The organism is Chitinophaga hostae, from assembly GCF_018224885.1.
In the GTDB taxonomy this organism is placed as follows: domain Bacteria; phylum Bacteroidota; class Bacteroidia; order Chitinophagales; family Chitinophagaceae; genus Chitinophaga; species Chitinophaga hostae.
The window spans coordinates 355683-372501 of the sequence record NZ_JAGTXB010000001.1 but is presented as its reverse complement, the minus strand read 5'-3'; the positions used below and the strand labels follow the sequence as shown (position 1 = coordinate 372501).

General features: G+C 46.1%; 18 protein-coding genes and 1 riboswitch. Of the genes, 15 read left to right on the top strand and 3 right to left on the bottom strand.

Features of this window, described 5'->3' with window-relative positions; genetic code table 11:
- Positions 1–243: 243 nt before the first annotated feature.
- A complete protein-coding gene (locus tag KE626_RS01585; RefSeq protein WP_211971135.1) occupies positions 244–1503 on the bottom strand; it encodes a pyridoxal phosphate-dependent aminotransferase in 1260 nt (419 codons plus the stop codon).
- Between the two features lie 383 nt (positions 1504–1886).
- Here KE626_RS01585 and dnaN point away from each other — a divergent pair, with 383 nt between their 5' ends.
- The 3 genes from dnaN (at position 1887) to KE626_RS01570 (ending at position 4389) form a co-directional block, all read left to right on the top strand.
- A complete protein-coding gene (gene dnaN, locus KE626_RS01580; RefSeq protein WP_211971134.1) occupies positions 1887–3005 on the top strand; it encodes a DNA polymerase III subunit beta in 1119 nt (372 codons plus the stop codon).
- Between the two features lie 304 nt (positions 3006–3309).
- Complete coding sequence (locus KE626_RS01575; RefSeq protein ID WP_249207191.1) at positions 3310–4083, top strand: sterol desaturase family protein; 774 nt, start codon at positions 3310–3312, stop codon at positions 4081–4083.
- Between the two features lie 54 nt (positions 4084–4137).
- Positions 4138–4389, top strand: a complete 252-nt coding sequence (locus KE626_RS01570) for a hypothetical protein (protein ID WP_211971132.1) — start codon at positions 4138–4140, stop codon at positions 4387–4389.
- Between the two features lie 5 nt (positions 4390–4394).
- Here KE626_RS01570 and KE626_RS01565 read toward each other — a convergent pair whose 3' ends face one another.
- Entirely contained in the window at positions 4395–4877 is a 483-nt protein-coding gene (locus tag KE626_RS01565; protein ID WP_211971131.1) for a lipocalin-like domain-containing protein, read from the bottom strand.
- Between the two features lie 128 nt (positions 4878–5005).
- Positions 5006–5114, top strand: a riboswitch (TPP riboswitch).
- 53 nt (positions 5115–5167) lie between these two features.
- On the opposite strand from KE626_RS01565, the gene thiS reads away from it, so the two are divergent.
- The 7 genes from thiS (at position 5168) to thiH (ending at position 11179) form a co-directional block, all read left to right on the top strand.
- Entirely contained in the window at positions 5168–5371 is a 204-nt protein-coding gene (gene thiS / locus KE626_RS01560) for a sulfur carrier protein ThiS (RefSeq protein WP_211971130.1), read from the top strand.
- A gap of 83 nt (positions 5372–5454) precedes the next feature.
- Positions 5455–7311 (top strand): phosphomethylpyrimidine synthase ThiC, encoded by a 1857-nt coding sequence (gene thiC, locus KE626_RS01555; RefSeq protein WP_211971129.1) that lies wholly within the window; start codon positions 5455–5457, stop codon positions 7309–7311.
- Positions 7308–7919 (top strand): thiamine phosphate synthase, encoded by a 612-nt coding sequence (locus KE626_RS01550; protein ID WP_211971128.1) that lies wholly within the window; start codon positions 7308–7310, stop codon positions 7917–7919. The genes thiC and KE626_RS01550 overlap by 4 nt, the downstream gene beginning before the upstream one ends.
- The gene (locus tag KE626_RS01545; RefSeq protein ID WP_211971127.1) at positions 7895–8647 is read left to right on the top strand and encodes a hydroxymethylpyrimidine/phosphomethylpyrimidine kinase; all 753 of its coding nucleotides are present in this window, start codon (positions 7895–7897) and stop codon (positions 8645–8647) included. The genes KE626_RS01550 and KE626_RS01545 overlap by 25 nt, the downstream gene beginning before the upstream one ends.
- Positions 8644–9276: a thiamine phosphate synthase gene (locus KE626_RS01540; protein ID WP_211971126.1), complete on the top strand. Its 633-nt coding sequence runs from the start codon at positions 8644–8646 to the stop codon at positions 9274–9276. The genes KE626_RS01545 and KE626_RS01540 overlap by 4 nt, the downstream gene beginning before the upstream one ends.
- Positions 9264–10037: a thiazole synthase gene (locus tag KE626_RS01535; protein ID WP_211971125.1), complete on the top strand. Its 774-nt coding sequence runs from the start codon at positions 9264–9266 to the stop codon at positions 10035–10037. The genes KE626_RS01540 and KE626_RS01535 overlap by 13 nt, the downstream gene beginning before the upstream one ends.
- A gap of 29 nt (positions 10038–10066) precedes the next feature.
- Positions 10067–11179 carry a 2-iminoacetate synthase ThiH gene (gene thiH / locus KE626_RS01530; protein WP_211971124.1) on the top strand — a complete coding sequence of 371 codons (1113 nt, stop codon included), beginning with the start codon at positions 10067–10069 and terminating at the stop codon, positions 11177–11179.
- 426 nt (positions 11180–11605) lie between these two features.
- Here thiH and KE626_RS01525 read toward each other — a convergent pair whose 3' ends face one another.
- The gene (locus KE626_RS01525) at positions 11606–12061 is read right to left on the bottom strand and encodes a PA2169 family four-helix-bundle protein (protein WP_211971123.1); all 456 of its coding nucleotides are present in this window, start codon (positions 12059–12061) and stop codon (positions 11606–11608) included.
- Between the two features lie 258 nt (positions 12062–12319).
- On the opposite strand from KE626_RS01525, the gene KE626_RS01520 reads away from it, so the two are divergent.
- The 5 genes from KE626_RS01520 (at position 12320) to susR (ending at position 16450) form a co-directional block, all read left to right on the top strand.
- Positions 12320–12472 carry a lmo0937 family membrane protein gene (locus tag KE626_RS01520; RefSeq protein WP_211971122.1) on the top strand — a complete coding sequence of 51 codons (153 nt, stop codon included), beginning with the start codon at positions 12320–12322 and terminating at the stop codon, positions 12470–12472.
- A 148-nt stretch (positions 12473–12620) separates the two neighbouring features.
- Positions 12621–12995 (top strand): ferritin-like domain-containing protein, encoded by a 375-nt coding sequence (locus KE626_RS01515; RefSeq protein WP_346344325.1) that lies wholly within the window; start codon positions 12621–12623, stop codon positions 12993–12995.
- 90 nt (positions 12996–13085) lie between these two features.
- On the top strand, positions 13086–14234 hold the full coding sequence (locus tag KE626_RS01510; RefSeq protein WP_211971121.1) for an esterase-like activity of phytase family protein: 1149 nt from the start codon (positions 13086–13088) through the stop codon (positions 14232–14234).
- 47 nt (positions 14235–14281) lie between these two features.
- Positions 14282–14722 (top strand): copper resistance protein NlpE, encoded by a 441-nt coding sequence (locus KE626_RS01505; protein ID WP_211971120.1) that lies wholly within the window; start codon positions 14282–14284, stop codon positions 14720–14722.
- Positions 14723–14848: 126 nt separating this feature from the next.
- Positions 14849–16450, top strand: coding sequence for a SusR family glycan utilization regulator (susR, locus tag KE626_RS01500; protein WP_211971119.1), 1602 nt, complete (start codon positions 14849–14851; stop codon positions 16448–16450).
- Positions 16451–16819: the final 369 nt, after the last annotated feature.

The following is a 16819-nucleotide window of genomic DNA, read 5'->3' as shown; positions in this document are numbered from 1 at the left end:
GTCAAAAAGTCAAATGTCTTACCCGGGATTAGGATGATTATCCATGATTTAGATGATTTTTTCCGTTTCTATGAATATTATTAGGTTTTGGGAAGATAAGAAGAGAGGCTATAGCATAAAAAGATGAGCGAAGAAGGTAGCGTTACCGCTTCCATCTTCGCTCATCATATAAAATCAAAAAAAATAAAATCAGGACAATCAATTAAATCAGTCTAATCCTGGGCAAAACAATCCGGAATAAAACTATTTTAATTTTTCAAGAGCTGCCTGCAGTTTTTCAAACATAGCAGGGATCTCTTCTTTCACGCAGGTACCTACGCTAAGACGATACCAGGGTGAGTTTTTAGCAGATCCGAAAGCGTAAAACGGCACCAGGGCCAGTTTCGCCTCATTCAGGATGTAGGACGTAACAGCAGCCTGATCTGCCAGCGCAGTGCCATCAGCTGTCTTTTTACCTGTCAGGTCAAATTTAACGGTCAGGTAAATAGCGGCCTGCGGAGCAATGGCTTCTACCTGGTGACCTGCTTTTTTCAGTTTATCAAAGCCTTCGTAGATTTTCACCAGTCTTTCTTCGATTTCGCCTTTGAAGTGTTTCAGGTACTTATCCACATTTTCTTTCTGTGCGAGGTAGCGGGCAGCGGCTTTTTGTTCAGCCATTGGGCTCCAGGCGCCTACGTGAGAAAGGATGGATTTCATTTTTCCGATAACATGAGCAGGTCCTAAAGCCCAACCAACTCTTACGCCGGTAGCAGCAAAGGCTTTACTCATACCATCGATGAAAACGGTATAATTTCTCATTTCCGGACGGAGTGTAACCGGGTTATGGTGGTGAGTTTCACCAAAGGTCAACACCCAGTACATCTGGTCGAATAATACATAGAGCGGCTTTTCGTCGGCACCCCTGCTTTTATTTTCTGCCAGTACCAGGTCGCAGATCTCTTCCAGTTGTTGCTTACCAAAAGCGGTACCGGTTGGGTTTTGCGGGGAGCAAAGCGCCAGGAGGGTAGCACCTTTCAGGAGCGGTTTTAATTCTGCCGCAGTTGGCATGAAATCGTTTTCAGGCTTCGTTTCCAGCACTACGTGTTCCGCTTCCAGGAAGTGGGTGTAGTGGTTATTGTTCCAGGAGGGGGTAGCGTACACTACTTTTTCGCCGCGATCCAGGATGGTTCTGAAGGTAGCGTAAATGATCGGGCGACCACCGCAGGAAATCACGATTTCCTTGGCAGGATCGTAAGTGATGCCCTCACGTTCAGCTATAAAACCACCTACTTCCTGTCTTAACTCTGCGATACCATCGGCAGGAGGATAGTTGGTCAGGTGCTCCTTATAGGCTGTTATGATTTCCTGTTCAAATTCAACCGGGATAGGAAATACCTTCGGGTCAAAATCGCCAATCGTGAAATTATATATCTTCTCACCCTTGGCCTGTTTCTCCTTTATTTCAGCTGCTAACTTAATGATTTCGGATCCAATCAGTGTTTCGGCTAAATGAGACAGTTTCATAACCTGCTTTTTTTTGTTGGTTTGGAATAATTTTTCAGCGCGGCAAAAGTAACCGATTCGGGGATAATTTAAAAGAATAGGCTAATTCTTTTCACATTCATCAATAATAGCGGGCCGATATTACATCTCATCTAATTAAAAGGGACTTTTCACTCTTTCTGTTCAGTATTACATTAAAAACAAATGTATGAAAGCCTGCAAATCGTTGTGTAAAACCATGTTATCTTAGTGTATAAGATGTGATGAAATTAGAGAGAATGTCAAAACTTTCTATCTTTGTTTACAGTACATTTGAGCTTTTATGGGAGGTAACGATGGACATCGGGCGGCAGTCCCAGGTGGTTACCCAACAACAAAAAACGATAAGCAAACATTTATAGATCATGAAATTTATTGTTTCTTCCTCTACTTTATTAAAACAATTACAACAGATCAGCGGGGTTATCAATTCGAACACAGTATTGCCTATACTGGAGGATTTTCTATTCCTGATTGACAAAAACGAACTGACTGTAGTTGCTACTGACCTGGAAACTGTAATGCGGGTGAAGCTGGAGGTGGAAGCCAAGGAAAGCGGAAGAATCTGCATCCCGGCAAAGATCCTGATGGATTCCCTCAAAAATCTGCCTGACCAGCCACTTACTTTCCACATTGACCTGAACTCCTACGCTGTAGAGATTACTTCAGACAATGGTAAGTACAAGGTAATGGGTGAAAATCCAGAGAATTTTCCGAAGGAGCCAGCCGCCGACGATACTACTTCCTTTACCATGTCCGCTACCGGCCTGGTAACCGCTATCAACAAAACGCTGTTTGCCGTGAGCAACGATGACCTGCGCCCCGCTATGACCGGCGTATTCTTCGAAATCGCCCCGGAAAGCCTCACATTCGTAGCCACCGATGCACATCGCCTGGTGAAATATGTAAGAACAGACGTACAATGCCCGCAGGCCGATACTTTCATCGTGCCTAAAAAGCCGCTGAACCTGCTCAAAACAGCCCTGCCGGACAACGATACCCAGATCAAAATAGCTTATAGCCAGAACCACTTCTTCGTGCAGCACGAAGGCGCCCAGATGATCTGCCGCCTTATTGATGCCCGTTTCCCTGACTATAAGGTAGTAATACCAAAAGATAATCCATACCGCCTCACCGTTGTGAAAAGCGATTTCCAGAACGCCCTGAAACGCGTAGGCGTATTTGCCAACAAAAGCACCAACCAGGTAGCGCTGAGCATTACCGGCAGTGAACTACAGCTCTCCGCCCAGGATGTGGACTTCTCTTTTGAAGGTAATGAACGCATGAGTTGCCAGTATACCGGCGATGATATGCAGATTGCTTTTAATGCAAAGTTCCTGATCGAAATGCTGAACGCAGCAGAAGGCGACGAAATTTCCATTGACCTGGCTACTGCCACCAAAGCAGGTATCCTCAGACCTTCTGAAAAAGAAGAAAATGAAGATCTCCTGATGCTGGTCATGCCGCTGATGCTGAATAACTAGTTGACAGCTGTTAGCTAAATGCTAAAAGAAAAATACTTATATTTTAAAACTTATACATAAAGCAATCTCCCACAAAGAGGTTGCTTTTTTCTTTACCCATGGCCCAAAGAGGGCTTTATTTATTCCCCAAATAGTTGTAAATTTTACGTGGAATTATTTCCCCCCATATCCACTGCAGAGATTTTGTTGGCCTGGTTTGAAGAACCATGATAGCGCAGCATAAAATGAACTCTATATAATATATTACCATCATATGGTAACATTTTTTGAACATATTCCATCTGCGTACCGTACAATCATTTTAATGAGCGGACTCTTGCTTCTATGGATCATTGAGGGCATGGCGCCCCGGTTCCGTTTTCGCAACAACCGTTATAAACATGCCGGTACCAACCTGTTTTTCACACTTACCACGATAATTGTGAATACCGGGCTGGCATTCCTGATTGTAAAAGCATCGCGGTGGACCAGCGACCAGCAGTTTGGACTTCTCTACCTGGTGAAACTTCCATTATGGCTGCATACCCTCCTGGCACTGCTCATGCTGGATTTCATCGGCGCCTGGCTCATACACTGGGTACAGCACAAAACCGCCTGGATGTGGCAATTCCATAAAATTCATCATATAGATACGCAGATAGATGCTACCACCGCCCTTCGGCATCATCCGGTGGAAAGCCTGCTGCGGGTGATTGCCCTCTTCGTGGCCATTGTTACCATGGGAGTGCCTTTCTGGATGGTGATGTTTTACCAGAGCCTGTCGGCTTTTATGTCGCAGTTTAATCATGCTAATATCCACCTGCCCAAATGGCTCGATAATGCGCTTAGCTGGGTGATTGTGTCGCCAGATATGCACAAAGTGCATCATAGCCATTACCAACCTGAAACAGACGCTAATTATGCGAATATATTCTCTATCTGGGACCGGCTCTTCGGCACTTTTGTAAAAGTGCCCGATACGCTGGCCCTGCGTTATGGACTGGATGAATACCAGGATCCCCGATACCAGGAAATAGGCTCCCTGTTAAAGGTTCCCTGGCAAAATACAGTGATCAAAGAAAATCAGCAGTCAGCATAACACCTATAAGCAAACAATTATTCCTTCACCTGTTTTCAAAAACAACGAATATATATGCAACACTCAACAGCCTTAACAAAAACAGCCTGTATATCAGCGCTCATCATTGGTGTAATATCAGCAGCCTTTGCTTTTAGCACCAAAACGCCCAGCTATGCAGTCACCGCCGGTGCTGTAGCAATTGTAATTGGTCTGATATCCTTATTTATAGGAAGGAAAAATATCGACGATATGCAACTCGCCGCGGCCGGGGTATTCATGGCTGTAGTAGCCTGCCTGGTAGGCCTCTGGCAGCTGTATAACTGATGGATCTAGTTTTGCCTGCGGTACTTTTCCACATAGCCCTCGGCGGCTTTCACCGGGAACAGTACCAGTGAGGTGTCCGATAATTCTTTGATGATCGTAGTATCCACAATAGTGGAAGTATCTTTTACACCTTCGGAATGATTCCATAGTAACAAGGTGTCGTGCGTCAGCTTCCATTTCTCATACACCAGCGTGTACATGTTAATGGATTTGGCGGTTCCGTTCTTTCTGAGTTGAAAACCCTGCGTTTCTTTATCCAGGCCCGCTACGGGCTGTATCCACCTACCTATGAGTTTAGCTGCATCTACGTGCAGTGTATCCGCAACAGCAGCGATGCTGTCAGTAATGCCGGCATTACTGCTGTCTGCGATACTAACCAGGCTGCTGTCGTCCAGCACCACCTCCTCTTCTTTCACCACCTCCCGATGCTTTGCCCCATTACAGGCAACGGCCAGTATCAATAAACACACTAAATTGAATCTTACCATGATTTAAAATTACGAATTACGAATTATGAATTGCGGATTTGTGGGAAGATAATAACAGACAATCTTCCCACAAATCCGCAATTCATAATTCGTAATTCGTATTTCTTAAAAAATGTATTACTTTTATACCCACACTTTAGGGGTGTTTATTCCCTGTTTACAGGAGAATAAACTGAGATGATACCCTCAGTACCTGAAGCAGCTCATACTGCCGTAGGGAAAAGTAACTGAACCTTTCTCATCTTTCCACATCCTTAAAGTTTATTGTTTCACCAAAATTCCAATTTATTATGGAAGTGCATGTAAACAATAAACTTTATGCGGTGCAGCCAGGAACAACCATCGCTGCACTCTTACAGTTTATTCAGATCTCAGCTCAAAAAGGCATTGCTGTTGCCGTTAACAACCAGGTGATACCCAAAATACATTGGGAAAAACAATCCCTGTCGGCAGCAGATAACATTACCATTATCCGGGCAACCCAGGGTGGTTAATTCCTGTTTCACAAAATTCGTATAGCCTTTTCCGTAGCAACAGCTCCGGAACCAATATTTCTATCTGTAAAAATCCAGACATCATGCAACAACAGCCTGCGGCCATCAGCCGCACACCATTTCCTGCATCAGAAAAAATCTATGTAGACGGCAGCATACATCCTATCAGAGTAGCCATGCGCAAAATAACGCTCACGGATACACGTATGCACGGTAAAAACGGCGCGTCCGTTCCCAATGCACCGGTAATTACCTACGATACCAGCGGCGCATTCTCCGATCCCAACATCGCCATCGACGTAAGCACCGGCATTCCCCGCATCCGTGAAGAATGGATCAGCTCACGGAAAGATGTAGAACAGTTACCGGAATATAGCAGCCCTTTTGTGAGATCGCTGATGAAGGAAGGAGGCAAAATGCCGCTGATGAGCCATACACATAAACCCCTACGCGCAAAAGCCGGACAAAATGTAACGCAACTGTACTACGCCCAACAGGGTATTATCACCCCGGAAATGGAATACATTGCCATCCGTGAAAATCAATGCGCAGATAAATTATTTGAAGAAAATAACCCGCTGTGGGATCAACATAAAGGGCACAGCTTTGGCGCCAACACCCCGGTAAAATACATCACCCCGGAATTTGTTCGCCAGGAAGTGGCCGCCGGCAGAGCAATCATCCCTTCCAATATCAATCACCCGGAAAGCGAACCCATGATCATTGGCCGCAACTTCCTGGTAAAAATAAATGCTAACATCGGTAACTCAGCCGTAAGTTCCAGCATTGAAGAAGAAGTGGAAAAAGCCGTATGGTCATGCCGCTGGGGCGCCGATACCATCATGGACCTGAGCACCGGTAAAAATATCCACGAAACAAGAGAATGGATCATCCGCAACTCACCCGTGCCCATCGGTACCGTTCCCATTTACCAGGCCCTCGAAAAAGTAAACGGTAAAGCAGAAGCCCTGACCTGGGAAATTTTCAGGGATACACTCATAGAGCAGGCCCAGCAAGGCGTTGATTACTTTACCATCCACGCCGGCGTGTTATTAAGATATATACCGCTAACAGCTAAACGGGTAACCGGCATCGTTTCCCGCGGTGGCTCCATCATGGCAAAGTGGTGCCTGGCGCATCATAAGGAGAATTTTCTATATACCCATTTTGAAGAAATCTGTGAAATCATGAAAGCCTACGATGTAGCATTTTCATTGGGAGATGGATTACGCCCCGGCAGCATCGCCGATGCAAACGATGCCGCACAGTTTGCAGAACTCGAAACCCTGGGCGAACTTACCAAAATAGCCTGGAAACACCAGGTACAGGTGATGATAGAAGGTCCGGGCCACGTACCCATGCATCTCATCAAAACCAATATGGACAAGCAACTGGAACACTGCCACGAAGCGCCGTTTTATACGCTTGGTCCCTTAACCACCGACATTGCCCCCGGCTATGACCATATTACCTCCGGCATAGGCGCCGCCATGATAGGCTGGTTTGGTTGTGCTATGCTCTGTTATGTAACCCCTAAAGAGCACCTGGGATTACCCGATAAGGAAGACGTACGACAAGGCGTTATCACCTATAAAATAGCCGCTCACGCTGCCGATCTGGCTAAAGGGCATCCCGGTGCACAACACCGCGACAATGCTCTCAGCAAAGCCAGGTTTGAGTTCCGCTGGGAAGATCAGTTCAACCTGGCACTCGATCCGGAAACAGCCAGGTCCTATCATGATGAAACACTACCCGCCGAAGGCGCAAAAATTGCTCACTTCTGCTCCATGTGCGGACCGAATTTCTGTTCCATGAAAATCACACAGGAGGTAAGGGACTTTGCCGCGCAACAGGGACTGGAAGCCGATGAAGCAATGAATGCCGGCATGCAGGAAAAAGCCGCTGCCTTTGCAGAACAAGGCGGAGAGATATATTTATGATCTGGATTATCACATCACCTGAACGGATACACGAAGAAGAGCGGATAATAGCAGCGCTGCTATCTGCAGGCGCTTCGCGTGTGCTGCTGAGAAAGCCGGGCTGGAATACGGAAGCGTATGTTTCGCTGCTGGATAAAATAAATCCCGATTGCTACCGTCATATCCTGATCCGTGATCAACCCACGCTGGCAAACCAATACAGGCTTGCCGGCGTACACTGGAGTGGTGAGGCAAAAACATCAGGAGAAGCAGAACAGCATTCCCGTAGCAATTCAGCATCGCATCTTTACAGCGAAAGCAGCACCGGGATCCACTCATCGGCAGAAATACCGTCAACGCCTAAACGCTTTAGTACATTGCTGCTAAGCCCTGTGTTTGACAGCATCTCCAAACCAGGCTATCATGGCCTGTATGGAGGCCAGTTGGCAAATAAAGACGATCGGCCAGTGCTCGCTTTAGGTGGTGTGGACCACACTAATATCATCTTCCTGAAACAATGGCATTTTGATGGCGCCGCTTTACTCGGCGCCATCTGGAAAACACCGGCAAAGGCCATTGAAAATTATAATCGTATACAGCAATTATGGAACAAGAGCGACCATATGTAATGAGCTTTGCAGGACTGGACCCCAGTGGGGGAGCGGGTTTACTGGCAGATATAAAAACATTTGAACAGCACCGGGTATACGGGATGGGAGTGTGTACAGCCATTACGATACAAACACCCAACCAGTTTGTATCAGTGGAATGGCTACCGGTAACGCATATACTGGCGCAGGCAAAACCGTTATTGACCGCCTGTCAGCTGAAGTATTGCAAAATTGGTATCGTGGCGGATTTACAATCCTTACTGGAACTCGTGCGGCAAATAAAACTGCTGTCGCCCGGTATCCGCATTATCCTCGACCCCGTGCTGAAAGCATCTGCCGGATACACGTTTCATAATACCATACAGCTGCAGTCGTGGAAAGAACTGTTGTCTGAAATATACCTGCTCACGCCCAATTACGATGAGGCGCTGCTATTGGCCGGCGGCGCCGACGGCGAAGCCGCCGCCAGGCAATTATCCGACCACTGCGCCGTATTGCTCAAAGGAGGTCATCATAAAAGCAAACCAGGCTACGACACTTTATACACCGGCGATGTGATACATACTTTTGAGCCGGTACTGCGTAACGTGTATCCCAAGCATGGCTCCGGCTGTGTATTATCTGCCGCTGTTACCGCCGGCCTGGCACAAGGCCAGTCGCTCGAAGAGGCTTGTGCTAACGGAAAGGCATATACGGAAAAACTATTGGCCAGTCATTCATCTTTAACAGGTTATCATCACTTATGATCAGCACATTACATTATATATCGCAACCTCACCATACCGACAACATCCTTGCTGCCTGCGATGCCGGCTGTAAATGGATACAGCTGCGCATCAAAAATGAACCAGCGGAAACCATTTTACCGGTTGCGGAAGCAGTCAAAAAAATATGCGACCGTTACCAGGCTTCCCTGATCATCAACGATCACCCGCAAATAGCGGTTGCTGTAGGCGCAGCGGGCGTGCATGTAGGTAAACTGGATATGTCGGTAGCCGAAGCCCGGGTTATTACCGGTCCGGAAATGATAGTGGGAGGTACTGCCAACACCCTGGAAGATATCCTGCAACATGTTGCCGACGGCGCGAGTTATGTAGGTGTGGGGCCGTTCCGGTTTACCACCACCAAACAAAACCTTAGTCCCATTCTGGGATTGAGTGGCTACCAGTCTATTATTCAGGCTCTGCAGAAAAAAAATATAGCCATTCCCGTTATTGCCATCGGCGGTATTTTGCTGGAAGATATTCCGGCGTTGCTGGCAGCCGGGGTATACGGTGTGGCTGTAAGCGGGTTAATTACCCATGCGGCAAACAGGCAAACAGTGGTACATCATATTCATCAACAGTTAAATCAAACACCCACATGGAACCTTTAATCATAGCCGGCAGACAGTTCTCCTCCCGGTTGTTTACCGGTACCGGAAAATTTTCCTCTACCGCTGTCATGGAAAGCGCTTTACTGGCCTCCGGCAGCGAGCTCGTAACGGTAGCATTGAAGCGGGTAGAAATGGATAACAAGGCAGATGATATGCTGCAACACCTGGCGCATCCGCGGATACACCTGTTGCCCAATACTTCCGGTGTGCGTACCGCCAAAGAAGCCGTGTATGCGGCGCAACTGGCCCGGGAAGCCCTGGAAACCAACTGGATAAAACTCGAAATCCATCCGGATCCGCGCTACCTGATGCCGGATCCCATAGAAACCTTACAGGCCGCTGCCGAACTGGTGAAACTGGGCTTCGTGGTACTGCCTTATGTACATGCCGACCCGGTTTTATGCAAACGCCTGGAAGAAACAGGTACTGCGGCAGTGATGCCACTTGGATCACCCATTGGCAGCAATAAAGGTTTGAAAACATTCGACTTCCTGGAAATCATTATCGCACAAAGCAATATTCCGGTGATTGTAGACGCCGGTATTGGCAGCCCGTCCCATGCGGCACAAGCCATGGAAATGGGCGCCAGCGCCGTATTGGTAAATACCGCCATCGCGGTGGCCCGCAACCCGGTTCAAATGGCAGCAGCCTTCAAGGCAGGCGTAGAAGCCGGCAGGATGGCATATGAGGCCGGTTTACCCGGCAGCAGCCAGCAGGCAGTTGCTTCCAGCCCGCTGATTGCCTTTCTCGATGAGGCCTGATCATTTTATCATCTAACTAATTCTTCATCATGTTTAAAAGCATATTTGATCAGTATGAGTGGAATGAGGTAAAAACCGGTATTTATGCTAAAACATCCCGGGATGTGGAGCAGGCCCTGCATCAGCAGCGCCGCACGCTGGACGATTTTGCCGCCCTTATTTCACCTGCTGCAGCACCCTACCTCGGTCAAATGGCCGCTATCAGCAATGCCCTTACCCGGCAGCGATTTGGCAATACCATGCAGATGTATATCCCCATGTATTTGTCGAACGAATGTCAGAACATCTGCACCTATTGCGGGTTTAGTCTCGATAACAAAATCCGTCGCAAAACCCTGACCCCGGCAGAAATATTAATGGAAACAGCCGCTATCAAGGAAATGGGATTTGATCATGTACTGCTGGTAACCGGTGAGGCCCATCAGCAGGTGGGAACAGACTATTTCAAAAAGGTGCTGCAACTGCTGCGACCGCATTTCTCAAATATCTCCATGGAGGTGCAGCCCATGGATGAGCAGGACTACCGGGAGCTGACGGAAGAAGGACTACATGCCGTACTGGTATACCAGGAAACCTATCACCAGGACGACTATAAAAAGCATCACCCCAAAGGGCGCAAGTCAAATTTTGACTACCGGCTGGAAACGCCGGACCGCCTGGGCCGCGCAGGGATTCATAAAATGGGGCTGGGGGTATTGATAGGGCTGGAGGACTGGAGGACCGACAGCTTTTTCACAGCTCTGCACCTGTCTTACCTGGAAAAAACATACTGGCAAACAAAATACAGCATTTCATTCCCCCGGTTGCGTCCATTTTCCGGCGGACTAACCCCTAAAGTTGTCATGAGCGACCGCGAGCTGGTGCAACTGATCTGTGCCTACCGGCTATTTAACCAGGAAGTGGAGCTGAGTATTTCTACCCGGGAAGAAGAGAAATTCAGGGATCATATTGTTCACCTGGGCATCACAGCCATGAGTGCCGCCTCCAAAACCAACCCCGGAGGGTATACGGTAGATTTGCAGTCGCTGGAACAATTTGAAATTTCTGACGACAGAAGCGCGGCTGCGATTGCCGCTATGCTGAAAGGTCAGGGATACGAACCGGTTTGGAAAGATTGGGATCCTGCTTTTTCGGGACATTAAAAAAGGTGGCTGGTTAGGCCACCTGGTTCTTATTATTGTTTTTCATGGGGGAGGTTAAAAGGTATATATACAGAGTTACTTCTCTCAATCCAGATAAAGATAGTACAGCAGATAGACATTAGAAAGGGCAAAACTAAACTGAACAAAATGAACAGAATCCCCGACAATGAACAGCAACTAATTTATCCAGGTAATTTCAGGCACTGAACAGGTCGTTTCCAGGCTGTTTTTAACGGGCATAAAAAGGGCTGCTTCGTATCCGGGAAGCAGCCCTGTACCGAAAATCCCGTAGTTGCCATATTACTTATCAATATAAGTATGATTGGAATTTCATTACTTCAAAAATAACATGGCCATTGTGAATAACCCGCTTCTACCCCTATTTGAACAAAAAGAACAGACGAGGGCCGAATGCACGGAATATTGTTATTGGCTCACCACATCCCGATAGCTTTTGATAGTGTTATGCGCCTCTTTAAGATTGGCCTGTTGACGGGCAATCAATTCCCGCACACTGTACGGCATGGGGGTGTCGCTACCCAACGCATCTGCATAGGCGCGTTGTACCGCATCTTCCCGATACTCACAGGACGAAAAGAGCGTATACCTGTCGGTACCTGTAAAGATGGTTTTTATAGCCATCCAGGTACGATATAGTTTGCCGCTGATAGTTGTATCTGCTTCCACATCTGCGCCCTGCGCCACTAACAGCTTATTCAGTTCTGTCACATACTTTTCACTATCGTTGATCATATGCTGAAACAGTGCTTTGATATCCTGATCTTCCGTTGCCGCCTTTGCACTCGTATATCCTTCTATCCGGTCATTGTTAATTTTCACGAGATCGCTTAAAAGGGTTACCAATTTTTCTTCCTGTAGCATAATCAAAAATTTATGGTTAAAAAAATAGTCGCTGTTGCATACTAAATCTATTTTCAAAAATGCCTCCATTTTACTAAACCCTTTATGATAAAGTATTTCGGGAAGGTGAGCACGCTTAATCCCGTCCTTTTTTTTCACGGATGGTGGAGAAGCTTCCACACCAGCGCCATGTTTGCAACGCCGGGATAACTATAAACCGGGCTGTTAGCTGATTGGCATAAATTTTTTAGTACAATAAATGAATCAAATCCTTGAAATATGAACAGCCTACTTTATTTAATCGCCGTAATTCTCATTATAGGGTGGATACTAGGATTCTTTGTGTACTCAGCAGGAGGATTAATACATGCATTGCTTGTGTTAGCTATTATTGCTATTCTTGTTAATATAATCAGAGGCCGGTCCATATAGGATTGCACAGCTTCTTATTCCCTGTTTAGCGGGTTTTACTCACCTGCTAAGCGGGGAATTTTTATTTTTTTCAACCTCCACTTTTTGATTGAAATTATTTTACTCTTTTTGAAACCGCTTTTTACAACACCCCGTATATGACGATCAGGTGTCTGCGCGAGCGTACCTGCCGGCACTAATGAAAACCGCAGGGAATGTACAAAGCAATGCCACCATGTTAACTGCCGCCCTGGCGATTCATTCAGTAGAAGCACGGCATGCGTCGCATATCCGGTCCATGCGTCGCGCCATCGGGCAGTTCGGCGCCACCAATGCATTGAAGCCCTGGATCACGCTTAATCAGAGCGGTATTACCACAACGGCGGTGAACCCTGTATATGCAGGGGAGGAAGTCACTTCACAGGCGAATGCAGATATTGCCGCATTGGGTAACATTGGCGCCAACAGCGCTTCTGAATCTTTCGATGAACCTTTGACCATGGACCAGGTACTGGCCATCGCCAAATTATTTATAAAAGCTTAGTACGCTTATAGTTGGTCAGATGGAAATAAGGCTGGTTCTTCAGGACCGGCCTTCCCATGTTGTATGCAGGAGATTTCCTAACTTGGCGCCATGAAAAAATACCCGCTTTTTCTGGGCATACTTATGCTGTTTTTCATTTTCAGTTGCAGTACTACCCGTAAAACCGCCAATACCGGAAAGGATTTTGGCCAGCTGAAATTGATAGGTCAATATAATGTTCCGTTTAATTTTCCATACAAAGGCACGCTTACCGGTGGCCTATCCGGTATAGATTATGACGCGGCTGCCGGACAATATTATCTTATTTGTGATGACCGCTCCGCGTTGAACCCGGCACGTTTTTATACGGCTAAACTCTATTTTTCCGATAAATCGTTCGACAGTGTACAATTCACTGCGGTGACCACCCTGTTACAACCTAACGGCAACGCCTATCCTAATAGTAAAACCAATGCTGCACTTACCCCCGACCCGGAAGCATTAAGATATAATGCAAAAAAACATTGCCTCGTATGGAGCAGCGAAGGAGAGCGGATAGTGAATGAAAAAGATACCATCGTTACCAACCCCGGCGTATATGAAATCACGACTGACGGCCGGTATATTGACGCTTTTTCATTACCGGCACAGTTCCGGATGCAGGCCACAGAGAATGGCCCGCGGCGCAACGGTGTGTTTGAAGGACTTGGATTTACGCCCGGCTATAAATATACCTATGTGAGTTTGGAAGAACCCCGTTATGAAGATGGCCCCCGGGCAGATATTCGCGATACCACCGCCTATACCCGCATCATAAAATATAATAGCGCTACCCGGCAACCGGTGGCCCAATACGCTTACAAGCTGGAACCCGTAGCGTTCCCCGCTACACCACCCAATGCATTTAAGGTAAACGGCATCTCCGATATCATGGTGTTATCCGACAAAAAAATGCTGACAATAGAACGCTCTTTTTCCACCGGCGTAAAAGATTGCACCATTAAAGTATTTATAACAGACCTGACCGGGGCTACTGATATCAGTAGGGTTAATTCACTGCAAACAGATACCCACTTTAAACCGGCTACCAAATCGTTACTGCTGGATTTCAGCAGCCTGGGAAAATATATAGATAATATTGAGGGGGTTACTTTTGGTCCTGTTTTGCCCAACGGGCATCAAAGCCTGGTGTTTGTGGCCGACAATAATTTTTCGCCGCTGGAAGAAAACCAGTTTTTCGTATTTGAGATTGTTCCGTAAAAAAACAATAGAGAGCGTTTATTGTTATGAAACAGAAAACCTGCTTCATGAAATACCTGCCGCTATTGTTAATATGCACAGTGCTTGCCGCCTGCCAACATAAAGGATCTTCCGGTGTTGCCGATAACCCGGACAACGTTGCCGGAACCGATACTGCCACCTGGGTTACTTATTCGGGCACCTTACCCTGTGCAGACTGTGAGGGCATCATTACGGAGCTTTCCTTACACCGGCCACCGGATACCCAATTTAAAATGACAGAAACCTACCAGGGAAAAAACCAGACCTTGCGCAGTGAAGGCACTTACTCCATCGTACATGGCATTCCGTCCGATCCCGGAGCGACCATGATCCTGATCAATCCCGAAAAAGACAAAAACCTGCAACGTTACCTGCAGCAGGTAGATGAGCATGAGTTAAAGCTGCTTGATTCGGACCAGAAAACGATAGAGAGTAATCTTAATTACACCCTAAAAAAGGTTTTATAGCATTTTTACAACAAAATTGAATGATAAATAAGCGCCGGTTTAAAATAAACCGGCGCTTTGTGTTATATCAAAAAAGTCGCTTAAATTTAGCGCTGACCTGTGATCTTTTATCATTTCAATCATGCTATGAATCGAATTCTGGGCTATTGGTTTTTATTTTTACTATTTACAATCCAGGCCTCCGGCAAAACTCCTACAGACAGTTTATTGAAGGAGTTAAATAAGGCGATGGAGAAATCGGCTGTTTACGATTCTATTAAGTTAAGGGGTATTGAACGCATCAAGCAGGGTTTACCGGCTGCGGCCAATAACCCGGTGTTGCGGTTTAACATCTACCACCAGCTATATGATGCCTACAAGGTTTTTAATTTCGATTCCGCCTTTATATATGCACAACAGCTGGAGCTGTTAGCCGAACAGCTGCGCGATCCTGTGAAGATCACTGACTCAAAGGTAAAACTGGGTTATGTACTGTTGTCGTCCGGTATGTTTACGGAAACGATGGCTTTTGTCAATACCATTGATGCCACCGATGCGCCGGACAGTATAAAAATTGAGTTTTACCTGATGAAAAGCCGCCTTTATTTTGATCTGGCAGACTATAACCAGGATAAATATTATTCGCCTGCTTATATTAAACAGGCCAGCACTTATATTGACTCAGCGCTGCAGCTGATACCGGTTAATTCCTTTGAATACAGGTACAACAAGGGTTTGCAGCTGTTTAAGATGGGCGACATTCCCGGAGCGCTGGCGATATACCCCAACCTGGACCAGCCGGGTATCAGCGACCGAAAACTGGCGATATCTGCCTGTACACTGGGATCCATTTACGAAGCGATACACAATACAGACACAGCCATTGTACTGATGACGCGGTCCGCCATTGCCGATATCCATTCGTCCACCAAAGAAACGATGGCCAGCTACAGTTTGGCCACGCTATTATTTGAAAGGGGCGATATTAAAAATGCCTCTCACTGTATTGAACGGGCTATAGGGGAAGCGGTATTCTATGGCGCCCGGCAGCGGAAGGTGATGGTGAGCAGTATTTTACCGATTATTGAACATGAAAGAATTAATACGGCAGAAGAAAGAACCAAATCGTTGCTCATTTATGCCGCTATCGTTACCCTGTTGCTGGTTGCCCTGGTGGTGCTGGCCATTACGGTATTCCGGCAGGTACAAAAACTGAAAACCGCCCAACGCATAATAACGGCAGCCCATCTTAAACAACAGGAGATCAATAACCAGTTGCTGGAAGCCAATAAAATAAAGGAGGAGTATGTGGGCTATTGTTTTAATATCAATGCCACCTACATCGGGAAAATAGAAAAATTAAAACAAGGCCTGGAACAGAAATTATCGGATGGAAAGCCCGCAGAAGTAAGGTTTCTTGTTAATAATATCAATATCCGGCAGGAGCGGGAAGAACTCTTTACCAATTTTGACCGGGTGTTCCTTAAAATATTCCCCCATTTCGTGGGGGAGTTTAATGCCTTGTTTGATAAAGAGAACCAGGTGATGCTGAAAGAAAATGAGTTGTTGAATACCGATATCCGGATCTTTGCCCTGATCAGGATAGGGATCAGCGATAACGAGAAAATTGCCCGGATCCTCGAGTATTCCGTGAACACTATTTACGCCTATAAAACCAAGATCAAAAAGCGCTCTTTAGTTCCCAGTGAAGAGTTCGAAAACCATATTATGAGCATCAAAGCACTGTAAGAACCCTGCATTTTTTCTTTCATTCTATTAATATATAAATATTTTATATATAACAGTAATCGATTGATTACCAATATTGCCAGAAAGATAATTTTGGATTATTACCCTTTATTTTCTATATTTTAACTGTAATAGTTGTTGCCCTGCTGATAGTGTTTTTACTTTGATTTATCAGTAGAAAAGAGAAAACCAAATTCTAAATTCTAACTAACTAAAAAACCATTCAAGAAGACAAACGACACCGGTCGTTTCCAAAAAGCAATTTAATCCACGTTGATAAACTGCCGGGGTATCCTCTGCAAACAACGCCTTATTTCCGTTCACATAAATAATGAAAAACATTTAATCCACGTTGCAGGTCGTTACTGC